At 73.3% G+C, this 17,165-nt stretch carries 16 protein-coding genes; 4 read left to right on the top strand and 12 right to left on the bottom strand.

Going from position 1 to position 17,165, the window contains the following annotated elements; all coding sequences use genetic code 11:
- Positions 1–2 precede the first annotated feature (2 nt).
- The 4 genes from DFJ69_RS28175 to DFJ69_RS28160 form a co-directional block, all read right to left on the bottom strand.
- Entirely contained in the window at positions 3–794 is a 792-nt protein-coding gene (locus tag DFJ69_RS28175) for an alpha/beta fold hydrolase (RefSeq protein ID WP_116025373.1), read from the bottom strand.
- Between the two features lie 340 nt (positions 795–1,134).
- The gene (locus tag DFJ69_RS28170; protein WP_116025372.1) at positions 1,135–2,049 is read right to left on the bottom strand and encodes a helix-turn-helix domain-containing protein; all 915 of its coding nucleotides are present in this window, start codon (positions 2,047–2,049) and stop codon (positions 1,135–1,137) included.
- Between the two features lie 98 nt (positions 2,050–2,147).
- A complete protein-coding gene (locus tag DFJ69_RS28165; protein ID WP_116025371.1) occupies positions 2,148–2,492 on the bottom strand; it encodes a DUF3140 domain-containing protein in 345 nt (114 codons plus the stop codon).
- 143 nt (positions 2,493–2,635) lie between these two features.
- Entirely contained in the window at positions 2,636–3,682 is a 1,047-nt protein-coding gene (locus DFJ69_RS28160) for a S1 family peptidase (RefSeq protein ID WP_116025370.1), read from the bottom strand.
- 356 nt (positions 3,683–4,038) lie between these two features.
- Between DFJ69_RS28160 and prcB the strand changes: the two genes are divergently transcribed.
- A complete protein-coding gene (gene prcB / locus DFJ69_RS28155) occupies positions 4,039–4,881 on the top strand; it encodes a proteasome subunit beta (protein ID WP_116025369.1) in 843 nt (280 codons plus the stop codon).
- Between the two features lie 12 nt (positions 4,882–4,893).
- Here prcB and DFJ69_RS28150 read toward each other — a convergent pair whose 3' ends face one another.
- On the bottom strand, positions 4,894–5,829 hold the full coding sequence (locus tag DFJ69_RS28150; protein WP_116025368.1) for a hypothetical protein: 936 nt from the start codon (positions 5,827–5,829) through the stop codon (positions 4,894–4,896).
- 208 nt (positions 5,830–6,037) lie between these two features.
- Here DFJ69_RS28150 and DFJ69_RS28145 point away from each other — a divergent pair, with 208 nt between their 5' ends.
- The gene (locus tag DFJ69_RS28145) at positions 6,038–6,493 is read left to right on the top strand and encodes an SRPBCC family protein (protein WP_116025367.1); all 456 of its coding nucleotides are present in this window, start codon (positions 6,038–6,040) and stop codon (positions 6,491–6,493) included.
- 24 nt (positions 6,494–6,517) lie between these two features.
- Here DFJ69_RS28145 and DFJ69_RS28140 read toward each other — a convergent pair whose 3' ends face one another.
- A complete protein-coding gene (locus DFJ69_RS28140; RefSeq protein WP_116025366.1) occupies positions 6,518–8,182 on the bottom strand; it encodes a catalase in 1,665 nt (554 codons plus the stop codon).
- Between the two features lie 179 nt (positions 8,183–8,361).
- On the opposite strand from DFJ69_RS28140, the gene DFJ69_RS28135 reads away from it, so the two are divergent.
- Positions 8,362–9,543 (top strand): carboxylate-amine ligase, encoded by a 1,182-nt coding sequence (locus DFJ69_RS28135; RefSeq protein WP_245974614.1) that lies wholly within the window; start codon positions 8,362–8,364, stop codon positions 9,541–9,543.
- Positions 9,543–10,550 (top strand): iron-containing redox enzyme family protein, encoded by a 1,008-nt coding sequence (locus DFJ69_RS28130; RefSeq protein ID WP_116025365.1) that lies wholly within the window; start codon positions 9,543–9,545, stop codon positions 10,548–10,550. Before DFJ69_RS28135 ends, DFJ69_RS28130 begins: the two co-directional genes overlap by 1 nt.
- A 12-nt stretch (positions 10,551–10,562) precedes the next feature.
- On the opposite strand, the gene DFJ69_RS36520 is transcribed toward DFJ69_RS28130, so the two are convergent.
- The 6 genes from DFJ69_RS36520 to DFJ69_RS28100 all read right to left on the bottom strand — a co-directional run bounded on the left by DFJ69_RS36520 (position 10,563) and on the right by DFJ69_RS28100 (position 17,098).
- Complete coding sequence (locus tag DFJ69_RS36520) at positions 10,563–10,817, bottom strand: CDGSH iron-sulfur domain-containing protein (protein WP_425453387.1); 255 nt, start codon at positions 10,815–10,817, stop codon at positions 10,563–10,565.
- Positions 10,783–11,454 carry a HemK2/MTQ2 family protein methyltransferase gene (locus tag DFJ69_RS28120; RefSeq protein WP_116026982.1) on the bottom strand — a complete coding sequence of 224 codons (672 nt, stop codon included), beginning with the start codon at positions 11,452–11,454 and terminating at the stop codon, positions 10,783–10,785. Before DFJ69_RS28120 ends, DFJ69_RS36520 begins: the two co-directional genes overlap by 35 nt.
- A 50-nt stretch (positions 11,455–11,504) precedes the next feature.
- Positions 11,505–12,662: a winged helix DNA-binding domain-containing protein gene (locus tag DFJ69_RS28115; RefSeq protein WP_116025364.1), complete on the bottom strand. Its 1,158-nt coding sequence runs from the start codon at positions 12,660–12,662 to the stop codon at positions 11,505–11,507.
- A gap of 108 nt (positions 12,663–12,770) precedes the next feature.
- Positions 12,771–13,394 carry an MBL fold metallo-hydrolase gene (locus DFJ69_RS28110; RefSeq protein WP_116025363.1) on the bottom strand — a complete coding sequence of 208 codons (624 nt, stop codon included), beginning with the start codon at positions 13,392–13,394 and terminating at the stop codon, positions 12,771–12,773.
- Complete coding sequence (locus DFJ69_RS28105) at positions 13,391–14,476, bottom strand: S-(hydroxymethyl)mycothiol dehydrogenase (protein WP_116025362.1); 1,086 nt, start codon at positions 14,474–14,476, stop codon at positions 13,391–13,393. Before DFJ69_RS28105 ends, DFJ69_RS28110 begins: the two co-directional genes overlap by 4 nt.
- A 36-nt stretch (positions 14,477–14,512) precedes the next feature.
- A complete protein-coding gene (locus DFJ69_RS28100) occupies positions 14,513–17,098 on the bottom strand; it encodes an ATP-binding protein (protein ID WP_170177800.1) in 2,586 nt (861 codons plus the stop codon).
- Between the last annotated feature and the right edge of the window lie 67 nt (positions 17,099–17,165).

The raw sequence follows: 17,165 nt of genomic DNA, 5'->3' as shown, positions 1-17,165 counted from the left end.
GCTCAACCGGTCAGGAACTCCTCGAGGGCCGGGGCCAGCACCGCCGGGTCGACGTCGTGCGTCTGGCCCTCCAGGACCCGGTGCCGTCCGTTCCGGACGGCACCGGCCACCTGGTCGGCGACCTGCGCGAACCAGGCGGGCCCGGCCCCGCCCGACAGCACCAGCGTGGGGGCCTCGACGGCGGCGACCTCCTCGGTGGGCAGGCAGCCGCCCTCGGCGTCGCGCATGACGGCCGAGTCGTAGGCCAGGGTCGGGGCCAGCGCCACCAGCCCCGCCCATGCCGGGGAGCCCTGGATCTCGGCGAGGACCTCCTCGGGGATCTCCACGACGCGCAGGAACAGCTCGGCCGCGTCGGCGTCGCGGCGGTCCGCCAGAATGGTGGTGAGGCGGGTGGCGTACTCCTTGGTGAGCCGCATCCGTTCGCCGTCCCCGGCGGGGTTGTAGGGCGGCTCGTACAGGGCGAGCCGGGTGATGGGCACGCCCCGCGCGGCCGCCTCCAGGACCAGCGCGGCCCCGGAGGACATGCCGTAGGCGTACGCCGAGCCGCCCGCCTCGTCGATCACCGCGCGCAGGTCCTCGATCTCCCGGTCGACGGCGTACGGCTGGGTGTCGCCGCTGTCGCCGCGGCCCCGACGGTCGTAGGAGTACACGGCGAAGCGGGACGAGAGCCGTTCGGCCAGCGGCGTCGCGGCGGACCGGTCGTTGAAGGCGCCCCCCACGTAGATCAGCGGCGGCCCCTCGCCCCATCGCTCGTAGGCGATCGGCGTGCCGTCCCGCGATGTCACCTTCGGCATGATGCGCTCCGTTCCCTGGGATGTGTCATGTTCCCAGGGACGGCGGGACACACCTCCGGAACGCGCGATCTCACACCGACGGGCGTCCCGGTCGACGCACACGCCCCAGGCGACCAGGTTGCGGGTCAGCGAGGGGCGCGGCCCTCGGGTGTCAGATGTACACGCTGTTCCGGCCCGGGCCGGAGACCATCCAGGGCCCTCCCCGCCGGCGGATCGCGCGGCGGGGTGCCGGTGGGACGCCGCCGGCGTACGTCCTTCCGCGACCGGCCCGCCGCGAGGCTCGTGACGGGCCGGTCGGCGGCGTCGGCGTCGGAGCGCTCGGCCGGGGCCCGCCCGGCCGTCAGGCCAACTCGCCCAGGATCTCCATGAGCACCCCCGGCGTGGCCGTCGGCGGCAGCGCCTGCACGCTCAAACGGTCCAATCTCTTCTTGTAGTGGACCAGGTCGGCCGGCTTGTCCAGGTAGAGGGCGCTGGTGAGCTGCTCGACGTACACCACGTCGGGCAGGCTCGGCTCGGCGAACCGCAGCAGGGAGAACGGCCCCGTCACGGCGGCCAGCGCCCCGCGGGCCACCGGCATGACCTGCACGGTGACGTGCCGTTCGTGGACCGCGTCGAGCAGCGCCTCGAGCTGGGCCCGCAGCACGCCGGCGCCGCCCGGCCGGCGTCGCAGCGCGGCCTCGTCGACCACCGTCCACAACTGGGGCGCGTCCGGCCGCCGCAGGATGCGCCGGCGGTGCATCCGCACGCTGACCAGGCGCTCGATCTCCTCGGCGGGGGCCTCGGGATGGCTCAGCGCCAGGGCGGCGCGGGCGTAGTCCTCGGTCTGCAGCAGCTCGGGGACGAAGCGGGTCTCGTGGATGCGCAGCTTGGCGGCGGCCTCCTCCAGCCCGATATAGACCTCGAACCAGGGCGGCAGGATGTCGTTGTAGTGGTGCCACCAGCCCGGCGCGTTGGCCTGGCGGCCCAGGGCCAGGAGCGTCTCGCGCTCGCCGGGGTCGTTCACCCCGTACAGGGTGAGCAGGTCGGCGACGTCGCGCTCCTTGAAGCCGACCCGGCCCAGCTCCAGCCGGCTGATCTTGGAGCCGGAGGCCCGGATCGCCTCCCCGGCGTCCTCACGGCTGATGCCGTTCGCCTCCCGGAGCCGCCGCAGTTGGGCGCCCAGCAGGATCCTCAGGACGGTCGGCCCGCTCTGGGCGAGCTCGTGCACGCGGCCGCCCGGTGACGGCTCCGCGTTCGGCTGCGGCGCGCTGGTCACTCAGCCCCTCCGACGGTGACTCGTTACGGATGGTGCGCAGTGTCCAGTGTCCCACCAGAACGGGGTGAATCGCGGCCCACACCAGGGAACGGGCCCCGTCAGGTCGGCTTGAGGGGGTCGTGGCCCACGGTCATCAGTTCGTGCCGCCAGTGCTCGTCGGATCCGCCGCCCGGCGGCGGATCGGCCAGCCTGCCGGAGACGAAGTCCGCCACTTCGCGCATGATCTCGGTGTCGTCGCCGGTCAGGTCGACCTTGCGCTTGCCGAGGATCCGCACCACGCGCCGGCCCACGTCGGGCAGCGCCATGTCGGGATCCGCGGGGAAGGCCACCTCTCCGCTGGCCTCGGTCAGCAGCCAGGTGCGCAGTTCCTGCGAGGTCATGTTGACCGCCTGGTGGAACTCGTCCCACACGGTCTCCACCTCGGCGGGGATACGATCCGCCACGTCGGCCTCCTCTCACGGCTCTCCGGTGACGTTCTCACCGGAGAGCGGCGGGCCATGCCGGGCCGCCGCGAGTTTTTCGGCCGGCCGGCCGCGGGACGGTCGCCCGCGGCCGGCCGGGTCGGGGTCCGGAGACCGGTCGTCGGTCAGTAGACGCTGACGCCGTAGACGCCGAGCGGCTCGGTGACCGGCTGGAAGAAGGTCGTTCCGCCGGTGGTGCAGTTGCCGCTGCCGCCGGAGGTCAGCCCGAGGGCGGTGGTCCCGGCGAACAGGGAGCCGCCGCTGTCCCCGCCCTGCGCGCACACGGTCGTTCTGATCAGGCCGTAGACGGTGCCCTCCTGGTAGCGGACGGTCTGGTCGAGGGCGGTGACGCTGCCGCCGCGGACGCCGGTGGTGCTGCCGCTGCGCCGCACCGCCTGGCCCACGTAGGCGTTGCCGGCCGACGTGATGTCCTGCGATCCGGCGCCGTACAGGTGCACCGTGCCGGGCTTGGCGATCGAGGCGTTGGTGTAGCGCACGATGCCGTAGTCGTCGCCGGGGAAGCTGCTCCCGGTCCGGGTGCCGAGCACCACGCTCAGACCGGAGTCGGCGTACCAGGTCGAGGCCAGGTTGGTGCAGTGACCGGCGGTCAGGAAGTAGTAGGTGGTGCCGCTGCGGACGTTGAAGCCGAGCGAGCAGCGGTAGCCGCCGCCGTAGATCGCCTCGCCGCCGGCGATGGTCGTGCGGAACGCACCGGCCACGCGCTCCACGCGGACGGCGCCGCCGTACCGGGCGGCCACGGAGCGCACCTTGGCCAGGCGGACGCCCTTGACGGTCTCGTCGACGGACAGGAGCACCTGGTTGGCCGCCGGTTGGACGGCCCAGGCGGTGCCCGCGACGTCCAGCGAACGGTCGAGCCCGGCGGTGACCCTGGACAGGTCGCCGCCGCTGCGGGCGACCTTGCGCGGCACCGCGCCGGCGCGGGTGGCGATGGCCGCCGCGCCGTCGTCGGCGACGGTCACCACGAGCCTGCCGGTGGCGGAGTCCAGGTACGAACCGGCGGTCCGGGATCCCAGTCGTTCGGCCAGGGTGGTGGCCAGCCGGGCGGGATCGGGCCGGGCGGGGGCGGCGTTCGCCGCCGGCACGGCCAGCAGAGTGGTCGCCGCGAGGGCGCCGGCGGCGCCGAGGTACGCGACGGGGTGGACGGATCTCATCCTCACTGTGCCTCCTGCGGGGGGTAGAGGCGGGTCCGGATGACACGCCCCTTGACCCATGTCAAATCTGCTGAATCACCCCCATCCAGATCAAGCATCAGTAATTCAACGTATTGCCCACACCCCATGACCTACCGTAACCGGAGCGACCGAACCGCCTTATCAAGCGGTCATCCCGACGGACCGCCCGGAACCTGGTACGCGCCGATGTCCTCGTGGGCCGACCATGGGCGATCTTCAGTCCGGCGGCGCCGCCGTACCCGGCGGTCGCGTTCGCCCTCCGCCGATAGCCGTGCGCCGACGGCGACCGCCGTGCGAAGATCGGGACGACGGACGGGCACGAGGAGAGGGCGGCGATGACCGGTTCGGCCGAGGGGCAGGGACTGCCCGCAGAGTTCTTCTCGGTGGGTTCGACGTCCTTCGCCGAGCTGCTCACCCGCTCGGCGCCCGAGCTGCTGCCGGTCAACCGGGCGGCCTCCGTGGGCCCGGGCGTCCCGGACGTGCCGCACGGCACCACGATCATGGCGCTGCTGTTCCCCGGCGGCGTGCTGGTGGCCGGCGATCGCCGGGCGACGTCGGGCAACGTGATCGCCCAGCGGGATCTGGAGAAGGTGTACGCCGCCGACGAGCACGCGGCGGTGGCGATGGCGGGCACCGTGGGGATCGGGCTGGAGATGATCCGGCTGTTCCAGGTGGAGCTGGAGCACTACGAGAAGCTCCAGGCGGCGCGGCTGTCGCTGCCGGCCAAGGCGCGCCGGCTGGGCGCCATCATCCAGGCCAACCTGGCGCAGGCGATGCAGGGCCTGGCCGTGGTGCCGCTGCTGGCGGGCTACGACCTGGACGCCGGCAGGGGCCGGATCTACAACTACGACATCACCGGGTCGCCGCAGGAGTCCACCGACTTCTACGCCGAGGGGTCGGGGTCGCCGTTCGCGCGGGGCTCGCTCAAGAAGCTGTACCGGCCGGACCTGACCGAGGAGGAGGCCGCCGCCGTCTCCGTGCAGGCGCTCTACGACGCCGCCGAGGACGACTCGGCCACCGCCGGTCCCGACCTGACCCGCCGGATCTTCCCGATCATCTCGGTCGTCACCGAGGACGGCTACCGTCGGCTGCCGGAGTCCGACGTCGCCGCGCTCACCGAGTCGGTGGTCGCCGCCCGCCGCGAGCGGCCCGACGGCCCGGTCGCCCCGCTGCGCTGACGGGCCGGTCCGCTAGGCCCATTCCCAGCGGACGCCGTGGACACCCGGTTCCAGGTCGCGTTCGAGCAGGTGCACGGAGCCGTCGGAGGCCGGCCTCAGCTCGCGCCGGTCGGTGGTGACGGCGCCCGCGTTGGGCTGCCAGATCTGGAGGCTGCGCCTGGGCGTCGCCTCGGGCGCGAACCGGACCTGGAGGAGGTACTCGCGGGTCGGGAACCGGAAGCCCCGCACGTACCGCCGGGCCTCGGGCTGCCCGGGGCCGCACGCGAACTCGTACTCGACCACGTGGGTCTGCCCCGCCTTCAGCGGACCGTCGAACAGCAGCTCCACGGCGGTCAGCCCGTCCGCCGCGCCGACCCGCACCCGCCCCACCCGGCACGACCCGGCGGTGAACCCCTCCGGCGGCGGGCCGCCCTCGCAGTGGTGGATGGCGACGTGCCGGTCCACGCCGTCGCGCCGGGCCCGGAACACGATCCGCGACCACGCCGAGCGCTCCCGGCGGTCGCGGCCCACGGTGAAGACCTCGTGGTGGACGAGCGTCTCCAGCCGTCCGTCGACCGGATCGTGGAACTCCCCGAGCAGGTCCCGCAGACCGGGATAGGCCGGAAGGATGTCGCCGTAGCCCAAGGCGCCCGGCACGTGGCCCACCCAGCGGCCCCGGGGACGGCGCGGCCCCAGCAGCGCGATGAGCGCGTTGGGTTCCAGACCGAGGATCTCCTCCATCACCTCGACCGCGCGCAGCGACTGGGTGCGCTCGGGACGACAGCGTCCACGCTGCCAATGGCTCAGGCTCGCCACGCTGACGTTCACCCCTCGATGGCGCAGACGGGCGTGGATGCGCTCCAGGCTCAGCCCCCGGGCCCGGATCGCCATGTGGAGCGCACGGTCGAAAGGGCCCGTGCGCAGGACTTCGTCGAGAATCGCCCCCGGTCCTTCGGTCTGCCGTGTCATCGCACAACTCCAGGAAACCGTCGACCTCCGACCTCATCCTCCTCGAGGGCCGGCGCGGGGGCCAGAGTGAACGCCGGGTGAATGGTGGTGCGACCCCGCCGAGGGTGGGAAACGTCGATTGACACTTCAAGCCCTTGACAGTCATCCGACTCATCGGTCGACGCGGGGCCGCCCACGGGACCCGGCGGGAGTGCGAGAGGATGGGCGCATGGGACAGGTCACCGCGGTCGCGCAGAAGACGATGAGCGCCACCCCCGAACAGGTCATGAAGGCCCTCGCCGACTACGAGGGCACCCGCCCCCGGATGCTCACCGAGCACTACGGGGAGTACGAGGTGCGCGAGGGCGGGCAGGGGGCGGGCACGGTGGTGCACTGGCGGCTCGCCGCGACCAGCAAGCGGGTCCGCGACTGCCTCCTGTCGGTGACCGCTCCCCGCGAGGGCGCCCTCGTGGAGAGCGACGCCAACTCCAGCATGGTCACCACCTGGACGGTCGCCTCCGCCGGAGGCGGCTCCCGGGTGAGGGTCGAGACCACCTGGACGGGCGCGGGCGGCATCGGCGGGTTCTTCGAGCGCACGTTCGCGCCGGGCGGCCTCAAGAAGATCTACGACGAGCAGCTCGCCAAGCTGGAGGGCGTGCTCGCCGCGCCGTCGCAGCGGGGCTGACGGCGCGGCGGGTCCGCACCGCCGTCAGGGGGCCGGAGCGTGCTCGGCCCGTTCGTCGGGCACGCAGTGGGTCATCTTCAGACCCGCGACGTCGCGGGGGCCGTTCTTGCCGAGGTGGGCGAGCCGTTCCCGTTCGGCGTCGGTGAGGGTCTGGCTCGCGAGCGGTTCGAGGTGCGCGACATCGTCCGGTGAGATGCCGAGCCCCTCGCCGACGCGGAGGCCCAACTCGTCCTCGGCCATCAGGAAGTGCCAGACCATCCGCTCCTGGATCCGCCGGTCGCACTGCTTCAGCAGGGTCACGAAGTTGCCCACGAGGTCGTCGCGCTCCCACTGCTCCATGAGCAGATAGCGCTGGCCCGCCTGCTCGTAGTCGTTGGTCAGCGGGATGCGCTTGCGGGTCAGCCTGCCGCTGATGTCCGGGCCCTGGTCGTCGTGCGTCGGATACTCGGCCTCACGGAGGCCGCCGAGGAGCGAGGGCTCGTAGTTGATGTGCGGGCTTTCGCCGCCGGTGTCGACGAAGTAGGTCATCTGACCGTCGCGCTGGTTGGTGCGCACCTCGGCGTTCTTGGCGTTGTTGACCGGGAGCTGCAGGTAGTTCGGCCCCACCCGGTAGCGCTGGGTGTCGCTGTAGGAGAACGTCCGTCCGACGAGCATCTTGTCGTCGGAGAAGTCGAGCCCGTCGACCAGCACGCCGGTGCCGAACGCGATCTGCTCGTTCTCGGCGAAGTTGTTGGACACGTTGCGGTCGAGCACCATCCGCCCGACGGGCTTGGCGGGGAACTCGTTCTCCGGCCAGACCTTGGTGTCGTCCAGCGGGTCGAACCCGAGTTCGGGGTGCTCCTCGTCGGTCATGATCTGGACGAGCAGCTCCCATTCGGGGTGGTCGCCGCGGTCGATGGCCTCGTGCAGGTCGCGGGTGGCGTGGCCGAGGTCGTGGGCCTGGACGGCGGCGGCGTCGGCCTCGGTCATGCTGCGGACGCCCTGCTTGGGCATCCAGTGGTATTTGACGAGATGGGTCGTGCCGTGCCGGTCGACCCACTTGTAGGTGTTGACCCCGAAGCCCTGCATGTGCCGGTAGTCGGCGGGGATGCCGCGCGGACTGAACAGGTTGACCAGCATGTGCATGGCCTCGGGTGTCTGCGACATGAAGTCGAAGATCCGGTTGGGCTCCTGCCGGAAGGTCACCGGGTCGGGCTTGAGGGCGTGGATGACGTCGGGGAACTTGATGGCGTCCCGGATGAAGAAGACCGCCAGGTTGTTGCCCACCAGGTCCCAGTTGCCGTCCTCGGTGTAGAACTTGATCGCGAACCCGCGCGGGTCCCGGGCCGTCTCCGCGGAGTCGCGGCCCCCGATGACGGTGGAGAACCGCACGGCGACGTCGGTGCGCCTGCCGGCCTCCTGGAACAGTCGCGCGCGGGTGTACCGGTCGATGGGCTCGTCCCCCCATTTCCCGTACGCCTCGAAGAACCCGAACGCGGTGGCGCCCCGGGCGTGCACCACCCGTTCGGGGATGCGCTCCCGGTCGAAGTGGCTGATCTTCTCGAGGAACTGGTAGTTCTCCAGGGTCGCGGGGCCTCGGGCGCCGACGGTCCGCTGGTTCTGGTTGTCGTAGACCGGGTGGCCCTGCCGGTTGGTCAGGATGGGGCGCTCGTCACCGGGCCGCGAACCCTGGCCCGAAACGTCCGTCATGGGAACGATCCCTTCCGTGGAGGTGCGACTGCGGCGCGATGCCCGCGCCGGTAGCTCCCCGTACCCGGACGAGGCGCACACTAAAGGCAGGGAACGCCAAAGCCGGACATCGGTTGGCGGGCCGAGCGTCGGGTAGGACGGACAGGCCGACGACGAGCGTCCGACGAGGCGGAGGGTCCGTGCGAGGCCGCGACGCGGTGTCCGGAGTGACGATGGGGGTCGAGGAGGAGTTCCTCCTGGTCGACCCGGCGACGGGCGGGACGGTCCCGCGGGCCTCGCGGGTGCTGGCCCGGGCGGCGGAGGCCCCGCCGCGCGCGCCGGGGGCCGAGTACCACGCCGAGTTGGTCACCACGCAGGTCGAGGCGGTCACCGGGGTGTGCCGCGACCTGCCGAGCCTGGCGCGTCAACTGCGGGAGGGCAGGCGCGTGCTCGCGCGGGCGGCGGCCGGGGAGGGCCTGGCGCTGGTCTCGTCGGGCACGCCGGTGCCGGCGACCCTCGATCCCCCGTTCGCGGACGGCGATCGCTTCTCCCTGATCGCGGAGCGCTACGCCGGAATGGTCGTCGGGTACGAGTCGTGCGGCTGTCATGTGCACGTCGGCGTCCCGGAGCGGGAGACGGCGGTGGCCGTGGTCAACCATCTGCGGCCCTGGCTGCCGACCCTGCTGGCGCTGTCGGCCAACTCCCCGTTCGACCGGGGCCGCGACAGCGGCTACGCGAGCTGGCGGATGGTGGGACAGGCGAGGTTCCCGGGTTCGGGGGTGACGCCGTGGTTCCCCTCGGCGCAGGCGTACGAGCGGGGGTTGGACCGGCTGGTGGACTGCGGCGTGCTGGTGGATCGCGCGATGACGTTCTGGCTGGCCCGGCCCTCGTCGCACCTTCCGACGGTGGAGGTGCGCGTGGCCGACGCGGCGGCGACGGTGGACGAGGCGGTGCTGCAGGCGGCCCTCACCCGCGCGCTGGTCCGCCGCGCCGTGGCCGACCTGGAGACCGGCCGCGAGGCGCCGCGTCCCGACGACCAGGTGTGCGCGGCGGCGCTGTGGGCGGCGGCCAGGCACGGCCTGGGCGGGCCGGGCGTCCATCCGCTGGAGGAGGTCCAGGTGCCCGCGTGGCGGCTGGTGGACGAGCTGCTCGATCGGGTGCGGACCGCCCTGGAGGAGTCCGGGGACCTGTCCCGGGTGACCGCGCTGCTGGCGAGGCTGCGCCGCGGGGGGACGGGGGCCGACCGGCAGCGGAGGGCCGGCGGGAGCGGCGGCGCCGAGGTCGTCGCCATGCTGATCCGCGAGACCGTCGCCGAGGAATGGCTCCCGGAGGAACGGGTACGAGAGGCGCCCTCCCCTGATTCCGCCCGAACGGAGACATGATGACCTCGACCCTGCCCGTCCCCTTGGCGTCGCGGCACACCCTGCCGATGCCTCGTGGCCCCGTGTCGGAGGCGGTCGTCGAGTCGCTGCGCTCGGCCCCGCCCGGACGGTGGCCGACGGGCGAGGTCGCCTCCGCCGACCCGCTGGGCGAGGACGTGCAGCTCGCCCTCCACACCTGCTACGAGCTGCATTACCAGGGCTTCGAGGGTGTCGACGCGGACTGGGAGTGGGAGCCGGGCCTGCTGGGTCTGCGCGCCGCGATGGAGCGCTCGTTCCTGGCGGTGTTGCGCGACGCCGTGCCCGGCGGCGAGGACGTCGAGGACGTTCTGGACGGCCTGCTCGTCGAACGGCCCGACGCCCGAGGCGTCTCGCACTTCCTGCGGGACGAGGGCGAGTGGTGGCAGATGCGGGAGTACCTCGCCCACCGTTCGGTGTACCACCTCAAGGAGGCCGATCCGCACGCCTGGCTGATCCCCCGTCTGCAGGGGCGGGCCAAGGCGTCGCTGGTGGCGGTGGAGTTCGACGAGTACGGCGGCGGACGCGCCGAGCGGATGCACTCCCGGCTGTACGCGGACCTGTTGGACGACGTGGGCCTCGACACGCGCTACCTGGCGTACCTGGACGCCGTCCCGGCCGAGATGCTCGCCACCGTGACCATGATGTCGCTGTTCGGGCTGCACCGGGGGCTGCGCGGCGCGATGGTCGGGCACTTCGCGGCGGCGGAGATCACCACCGCCCCCAGCGCGCGACGGATGGCGAACGCGCTGGAACGGCTGGGCGCGGGGCCGCGCGCCACGGAGTTCTTCACCGAGCACATCGAGGCGGACGCCGTGCACGAACAGGTGCTGCGCCACGAGGTCGTCGGCGACCTGCTTCGCCGGGAGCCCGAGCTCGCCGCCGACGTGGTGCTGGGCGTCCAGGCCACCGACTTCCTGGAGGGCCGGCTCGGCGACCACCTGCTGGGCCGCTGGGCGGAGGGGAAGAGTTCTCTGCGTCGACCTCTCTGAAGCCCCGGAGCGCTAGCGGCGACGGCGGTGACTGGTGTCGCACAGGGGGAACCGGCGACTGCGGCGGCAGGTGCACAGCGCCACCATGAAACGGTCGCACTCGAGCGTCCCGCCGTCCGGCAGGTCGATCTCCACGGGCCCCTCCACGAGCACCGGCCCGCCCGGCTCCATGATCACACGGCGCCGTTCGGGCCCCCTCGACCGCTCGGGCTGCTCGGGCTGCTCGGGCCCCTCAGGCTCCGGCGCCGTGTTCGGTCCGGTCGGCACGGATCACCACCAGTTCGTCGTGGCGCTGCCCGGGGCGGATCAGCCCGCGGGCCTCCAGAACGGCCGCCCGCCCGCGCAGGACGGGCCCGAAGGGCTCGCGGCGGCGGGCGATCACGGCGGCCTTCAGACCGTTGGCGCGCAGAGAGTCCAACGTGGCCCGCACCCCGCACATCGCCGACTGCACCATCAGCAGCATGCCGCCCTCGGCGAGGAGCGGCGGCGCGGCCGCGCAGAGCCGATCGAGCCCGGCGCGTCCGCCCGGTCCGGCGTCCCATGCGCGGGCCCGGCCGTGCCGAGGAGGCGCGCCGTTCACGCTCGGGACGTAGGGCGGGTTGGCGGTGATGACGTCGAACTCCTCCCCCGCCACCGGTTCGACCAGGTCGCCCCGCAGCACCCGGATCGGCAGGCCCCGCAGGCGGGCGTTGACCTTGGCGGCGAGCACCGCCCGGGTCGAGACGTCGACGGCGGTCACCCGCCGGGTCCCGCCGAGCGCGGCGGCCAACGCCACGGCGCCCGTCCCGGTGCAGACGTCGAGCACACGGGCGTCCGGAGGAACGGCGGCATCACGCAACGCCTCGGTCAGCAGAGCGGTGTCACCTTGCGGGAGATAGACCCCCGGCGGCCTCAGTATCAGCACCTTCCCCAATTACCGCAGGACGGTCGGGACAAACTCCGGCGATGTCCGGTCTAACCGTTGCCCGTGGTCGTCCAGGGCATCTCCGCCACATCGTGACGCATGAAGCGGACCTCCTTGACGGCGGCGTCCGCCTCGGCGAACTCCAGCAGCCGGGCCCCCTCGTCCGCCACGTCGTCGTGCTCGGCCCCGGTCAGCCGCCGGAACGGCTTGACCACCAGCGCGGCCGTGTCACCGGAGCGGACGATCTTCCAGGCGCCCTCGGTGAAACCGTCGACCAGCAGCAGGGACGGCTGGATGTTGCGGCCGAAGTCCTGCGCCCGGCAGACGTCCGTGACGACCCGGCCGCGGTCGGCGTGCGACAGGAACAGGTTGTCGAAGTCGTACATGAACCGCGCCGTCGCCGGGACGTCGGGCCCGGGCCGGGGGGCGTCCGGCAGGTCGAGCAGCTCGCGCCCCTCCTCGTCGCGGAAGGTCACGAGCCGCGACCCGAGCCGGTCGGTCACCTCGCGCAGCCGGGTCAGGCCCGACCAGGTCTGGACGTCCTTCACCGTGGCCGGCCCGAACGCGGCGAGGTAGCGCAGCACGAGATCCTCCAGGGGCGGATCGTCGGCGGGCGGCCGACCGAGCCACGCCTCGGCGCTCGTATGGGCGATGGGCCCGCTCGTCCCCCACACGCCGCGCGGCGGGACCTGCACCAGCGGCACCCACGCCCGGACGGCCTGCGCCAGCGCCGCCGGGTCGCGCTCGCCCCATCCCGCCCCGAGCCCGTGCTCGGCCAACAGCGCGCCGAGTCGGGACGGGGTCAACGGCCGCTCCTCGACCAGGGAACGTCCGACGGCGGTGACCTCGTCCCTGTCGAGACCGACCCAGTGCCCGCCGAAGGCCCCCTTGGTGCTGCGTTCGATGACGGGCTGCACCAGGGGCCGCAGCCAGAGCGCGTCGCGGGCGGTGACCAGGTGGATGGTCGAGCGCATCAGCGCCATCCGGACCGCCTCGCGCCCGGTGAGCAGGTCGGCCGCCTGCCCGGGCGTGAAGCCGGCCACCCGGTTCCACAGTCCGACGTACCAGGAGTGCGGGGTCTGCGCCTGAAGCCCGACGAGCCGTTCGAGCACGTCCGTGACCGGCGACGCGACCCGTCCCAGCAGCATCTGGCGGGCCAGGGTGGCCCGGTTGACCGCACGCCGGTCGAGCACCTCACCGATCGTCATGACCGTGAGGATAGGCGCCCACCACGACAGATCCGGTCGCCGGCGCGTGGGCGACACCGCCAGGGTGGCGCGCCGACCCGCGGCGGATCGGCGCGCGTCCCTGAGAGGTCAGTGACCTCGGGCGATCCAGTCCTCCAGTTGCGGGGACTCGGCCCCGATGGCGGTGTCGTCGCCGTGCCCCGTCCGTACGACGGTGGAGTCGGGAAGGGGCAGGAGCCGGTCGCGGATCGACGCGATGATGGTGTCGAAGTCCGAGAACGAGCGTCCGGTCGCGCCGGGCCCGCCCTGGAAGAGGGTGTCGCCGGTGAAGACGGTGCCCAGCTCGGGCGCGTACAGGCAGACGGCGCCGGGGGCGTGCCCCGGGGTGTGCAGGATCCTCAGCGTCGTCCCGGCGACCGTCACCTCGTCGCCGTCGGCCGTGTCGTGATCGGGCTCGCGGTCCGGATGCACCATCCGCCACAGCTCGGAGTCGGCCGGGTGGAGCCAGATCGGCGCGCCGGTCCGGTCGGCCAGCGTCGGGGCGGCGTTGACGTGATCGTTGTGGGCGTGGGTGCACACGATGGCCCTCAGCTCGCGGTCGCCCACGGCGGCCAGGATCGCCTCGGCGTCGTGGGCGGCGTCGATGACGACGACCTCGCGGTCGTCGCCGACGAGCCAGACGTTGTTGTCGACGTCCCAAGTGCCGCCGTCGAGGGTGAACCGTCCCGAGGTGACGACGCGTTCGACGTTCACAGGATCACCACCGATCGGAGCACGTCGCCCTCGTGCATCCTGGCGAAGGCGGCCTCCACCCCGTCCAGGGCGATGGTCTCGGAGACGAAGGCGTCCAGGTCGAGTCGGCCCTGCAGATGGAGGTCGACGAGCATCGGGAAATCTCGCGAGGGCAGGCAGTCGCCGTACCAGGAGGACTTGAGCGCGCCGCCCCGGCCGAACACCTCCAGCAGCGGCAGGTCCAGTCGCATCTCCGGGGTCGGCACCCCGACCAGCACCACGGTGCCCGCCAGGTCGCGGGCGTAGAACGCCTGCTCGTAGGTCTCCGGCCGGCCGACCGCCTCGATCACCACGTCGGCGCCGAAGCCGCCGGTCAACTCCCTGATGGCGGCCACCGGGTCGGTCTCGCGGGAGTTGACGGTGTGGGTGGCGCCGAAGCCCCGCGCCCACTCCAGCTTGCGGTCGTCGACGTCGACGGCGATGATCCGCGCCGCGCCCGCGAGGCGGGCCCCGGCGATGGCCGCGTCGCCCACGCCTCCGCAGCCGATCACCGCGACGCTGTCGCCGCGGGTCACTCCCCCGGTGTTGACGGCGGCGCCGATCCCGGCCATCACCCCGCAGCCCAGCAGCCCGACGGCGGCGGGCCGGGCGGCCGGGTCGACCTTGGTGCACTGTCCGGCGGCCACGAGCGTCTTGTCGGCGAACGCGCCGATGCCCAGCGCCGGGGACAGTTCGGTGCCGTCCGCCAACGTCATCTTCTGCCGGGCGTTGTGGGTGTTGAAGCAGTACCAGGGACGGCCCCGCAGGCACGCCCGGCACCGCCCGCACACGGCCCGCCAGTTGAGGACCACGAAGTCGCCGGGGGCGACGTCGGTGACCCCCTCGCCGACGGCCTCGACCACTCCGGCCGCCTCGTGCCCGAGCAGGAAGGGGTACTCGTCGTTGATGCCGCCCTCGCGGTAGTGCAGGTCGGTGTGGCACACCCCGCACGTCGCGACCTTCACCAGCGCCTCGCCGGGGCCGGGGTCGGGAACGAGCACCGTCTCGATCGTCACGGGCGCGCCCTTGGCGCGCGCGACGACGCCTCGGACTTCGTGTGGCATGCGTCCTCCCGGCTCTGTGAGACTCCCCTCACTATGTCACCGGGCCGCGTCCCGGTCGCCGAGCGCCCGGTCCAGAACGGCGCGGGCGCGCGCGACGCCGGACGCGTTGCCGAGGCTTCGGTAGATCTCCAGCGCCCGGTCGGCCGGCCCGCGGGCGTCGCCGAGGCGGCCCGCCGCGACCAGCACCTCGGCCAGCGTCCGTAGGCTGCGAGCCTCCCACCAGCGGTCCTCGAGCCCGCGGAACGCGTCGATCGCCAGTTCGATGGCGTGGACGGCCTCCTCCAGGCGGCCCAGGCGGTCCAGGGCCCGGCCCACCGACAGGCGGGTGCGGGCCATGCCCCACGTGTCGCCCAGACCCGACAGCATCTCCTCGGCCCGGACGACGAACGTCAGCTCCCGCAGCCCGTTGCGGGGATCGCCGACGTCGCCGGCCGCGCGCAGGCAGCGGGCCTCCTCCCACTGCTCGTGGCGGAGCCGGAACGCCTCGGCCGCCCGTTCGAGGACGGCGGCGGCCTGGGTGAACCGGCGCTCCGCCTCCTCCGCCCGACCGCGGGAGCCCAGGTCGCGGGCCTCGGCGGCGAGGACCTCTCCCAGCGCCCGCAGCGTCTGGGCGTGGCTGTAGTTGTTGCCGTTGCGCCGGAAGACCTCCAGCGCCTCTTCGAGCAGCTCCCGCGCCTCGGCATGGCGGCGCTGCGCCAGCCGCAGCTCACCGAGGTTGCGCTGGGTGCGCGCGTGCCACCACTGGTCGCCCTCCTCGCGGAACGCCTCGACCGCGCGCTGCAGGTGCTCCTGGGCCGCGTCGAGGTTGCCGGCCGTCCGCAGGGTCATGCCGACGGCGCGCTGTGCACGGGCCGCCCACCAGCCCTCGCGGAGCCCTTCGAACAGCTCCAGCGCCTCGAGTGCGTCCGCTTTGGCGTCCTGGTTCTGGCCCTGGCCGCCGAGCACGGCGGACCTCTCCAGCAGGGCGATGCCGACGCTGCGCGGATCGTCCAGGTGCCGTGCGGCGCGACAGGTGATGTCGGCGACGGCCCGCCACTCCTGCCAGAACAGCCGCAGGGAGTGGAACAGGGAGCAGGAGGCCCGGCCCAACCGCCACACCAGCCCCCACAGCTCCAGCCCGGCGGCCTGGTCGATGAGCGCCAGCAGCGCGGGGCGTTCGCTGCTGAGCCAGTCCACGGCGGGGGCGCCGCCCGCGTCCGGCGGACGGGCGCCGCTCTGCCGCTGCCAGTCCTGCGGCCAACGGGCGGCGGCCATCTGCTCGGCGCGCTCCCGGTAGCCGCCGACGACGCGCTCCACGGCCTGCCGTCGGTGCTCGACGGAGTCCTCCTTCTCGGCCTGCTCCCGGGCGTACAGGCGGACCAGGTCGTGCAGCCGGTAGCGGGTCTCCCCGGTGGCGTCGCGGCCCGAGTACTCGACGAGCTGGGCGTCGACGAGCGCCTCGAGCTGGTCGTCGCCCTCGAGCGTGGACACGCCGAGCAGTTCCCCGGCCGCCCAGCCCTGCACGTCCGGCGAGGCCAGCAGCCCGAACGACCGCAGCAGTCGCCGCTGGGTGGGGGTGCAGTCGTCATAGGAGAGCTGCAGCGAGTCCCGCACGCTCTGGTCGATCTGTCGGGACACCTGCAGCTCGTCGAGCCTGCGGCGCCGCCGGTCGGCCAGCCGATCGGCCATCTCGCGCAGCGTCCAGCCCTCCCGGGCGGCCAGCCGTCCGCCGCAGATGCCGATCGCCAGCGGCAGCCGGCCGCACAGCTCGACCACGCGGACCGCCGACGACAGGTCGCCCGCCACCCGGTCGTCGCCGGCCAGCCGGGCCAGCAGCTCGATGCCCTGCGACTCGGTGAACTCGCGCAGCCGCCGGTCGTGGGTGTTGCGCAGGTACAGCGGCTGGCGGGAGGTGACCAGGACGGCGCAGCCGGGCTCGGGCGGGATCAGCGCATGGACCTGCTCGGCGTCCTGCGCGTTGTCGAGGAAGACGAGGATGCGCCGGCCCCGCGCCCAGCTCCACCACAGCTTCTGCAGCTCCTGGAGCCCGCCGGGGTCGGTGGTGAGCCGTACGCCCAGGGCGAGCAGGAAGCCGATGAGGACCTCCTCTGGCCGGACCCGGGCGTCGCGTCCGCCGCGCAGGTCGAAGTAGAGCTGGCCGTCGGGGTAGCGCGCGGCGATCTCGTGCGCGAACCGGGTCGCCAACGCCGACTTGCCCACCCCCGCCGGGCCGTGGATCGACACCACGTGCGGAGCGGTGCGGTCGGGCCCGCGGCGGCGTCCTCGCGGGGCGGTGTCGGCGAACAGGTCGTGCAGTTCGCCCAGCGTCGACGACCGTCCCGTGAAGTGCGCGATCACCGGGGGGAGCTGGGCGGGCGTCCCGTTCCCGGTCAGGGCCGGGGGCGGGTGGCCGGTGTCGTCCGCGTCGGTCCCGCGCTGCGAGCCCCAGGCGACCAGCCCGGCCAGGACGGTGACGCCCCCCATGACGGCGAGTTGGCCGGGGGCGGTCAGCTCCACCAGGTCCAGCGACATCGTCAGGGCGGTGACCACGGCGGTGAGGCCGCCCACCGCGGTGGGGGCGGCCAGCCGTGCGGCCCGCGGGCCGCGGCGCCGATCGTCCCTGCCGGCCGACCTCTTGGCCACGTCCGCCCCCGTTCCCGTCCGCCCGGCACCGTTCCGGTCTCCACGATGATCCATGCGGGCGCGAGGT

It is taken from the genome of Thermomonospora umbrina (genome assembly GCF_003386555.1).
Taxonomy (GTDB): Bacteria; Actinomycetota; Actinomycetes; order Streptosporangiales; family Streptosporangiaceae; genus Thermomonospora; species Thermomonospora umbrina.
The sequence above is the reverse complement of the archived record's forward strand: the minus strand, read 5'-3'. Positions and strand labels throughout refer to the sequence as shown.

What these genes read in the sequence shown, in the direction of transcription:
- DFJ69_RS28175 (WP_116025373.1), bottom strand. Translation starts at nt 794, where the DNA reads ATGCCGAAGGTGACATCGCGGGACGGCACGCCGATCGCCTACGAGCGA.
- DFJ69_RS28160 (WP_116025370.1), bottom strand. Translation starts at nt 3,682, where the DNA reads ATGAGATCCGTCCACCCCGTCGCGTACCTCGGCGCCGCCGGCGCCCTC.
- prcB (WP_116025369.1), top strand. Translation starts at nt 4,039, where the DNA reads ATGACCGGTTCGGCCGAGGGGCAGGGACTGCCCGCAGAGTTCTTCTCG.
- DFJ69_RS28150 (WP_116025368.1), bottom strand. Translation starts at nt 5,829, where the DNA reads ATGACACGGCAGACCGAAGGACCGGGGGCGATTCTCGACGAAGTCCTG.
- DFJ69_RS28145 (WP_116025367.1), top strand. Translation starts at nt 6,038, where the DNA reads ATGGGACAGGTCACCGCGGTCGCGCAGAAGACGATGAGCGCCACCCCC.
- DFJ69_RS28140 (WP_116025366.1), bottom strand. Translation starts at nt 8,182, where the DNA reads ATGACGGACGTTTCGGGCCAGGGTTCGCGGCCCGGTGACGAGCGCCCC.
- DFJ69_RS28130 (WP_116025365.1), top strand. Translation starts at nt 9,543, where the DNA reads ATGACCTCGACCCTGCCCGTCCCCTTGGCGTCGCGGCACACCCTGCCG.
- DFJ69_RS28115 (WP_116025364.1), bottom strand. Translation starts at nt 12,662, where the DNA reads ATGACGATCGGTGAGGTGCTCGACCGGCGTGCGGTCAACCGGGCCACC.
- DFJ69_RS28105 (WP_116025362.1), bottom strand. Translation starts at nt 14,476, where the DNA reads ATGCCACACGAAGTCCGAGGCGTCGTCGCGCGCGCCAAGGGCGCGCCC.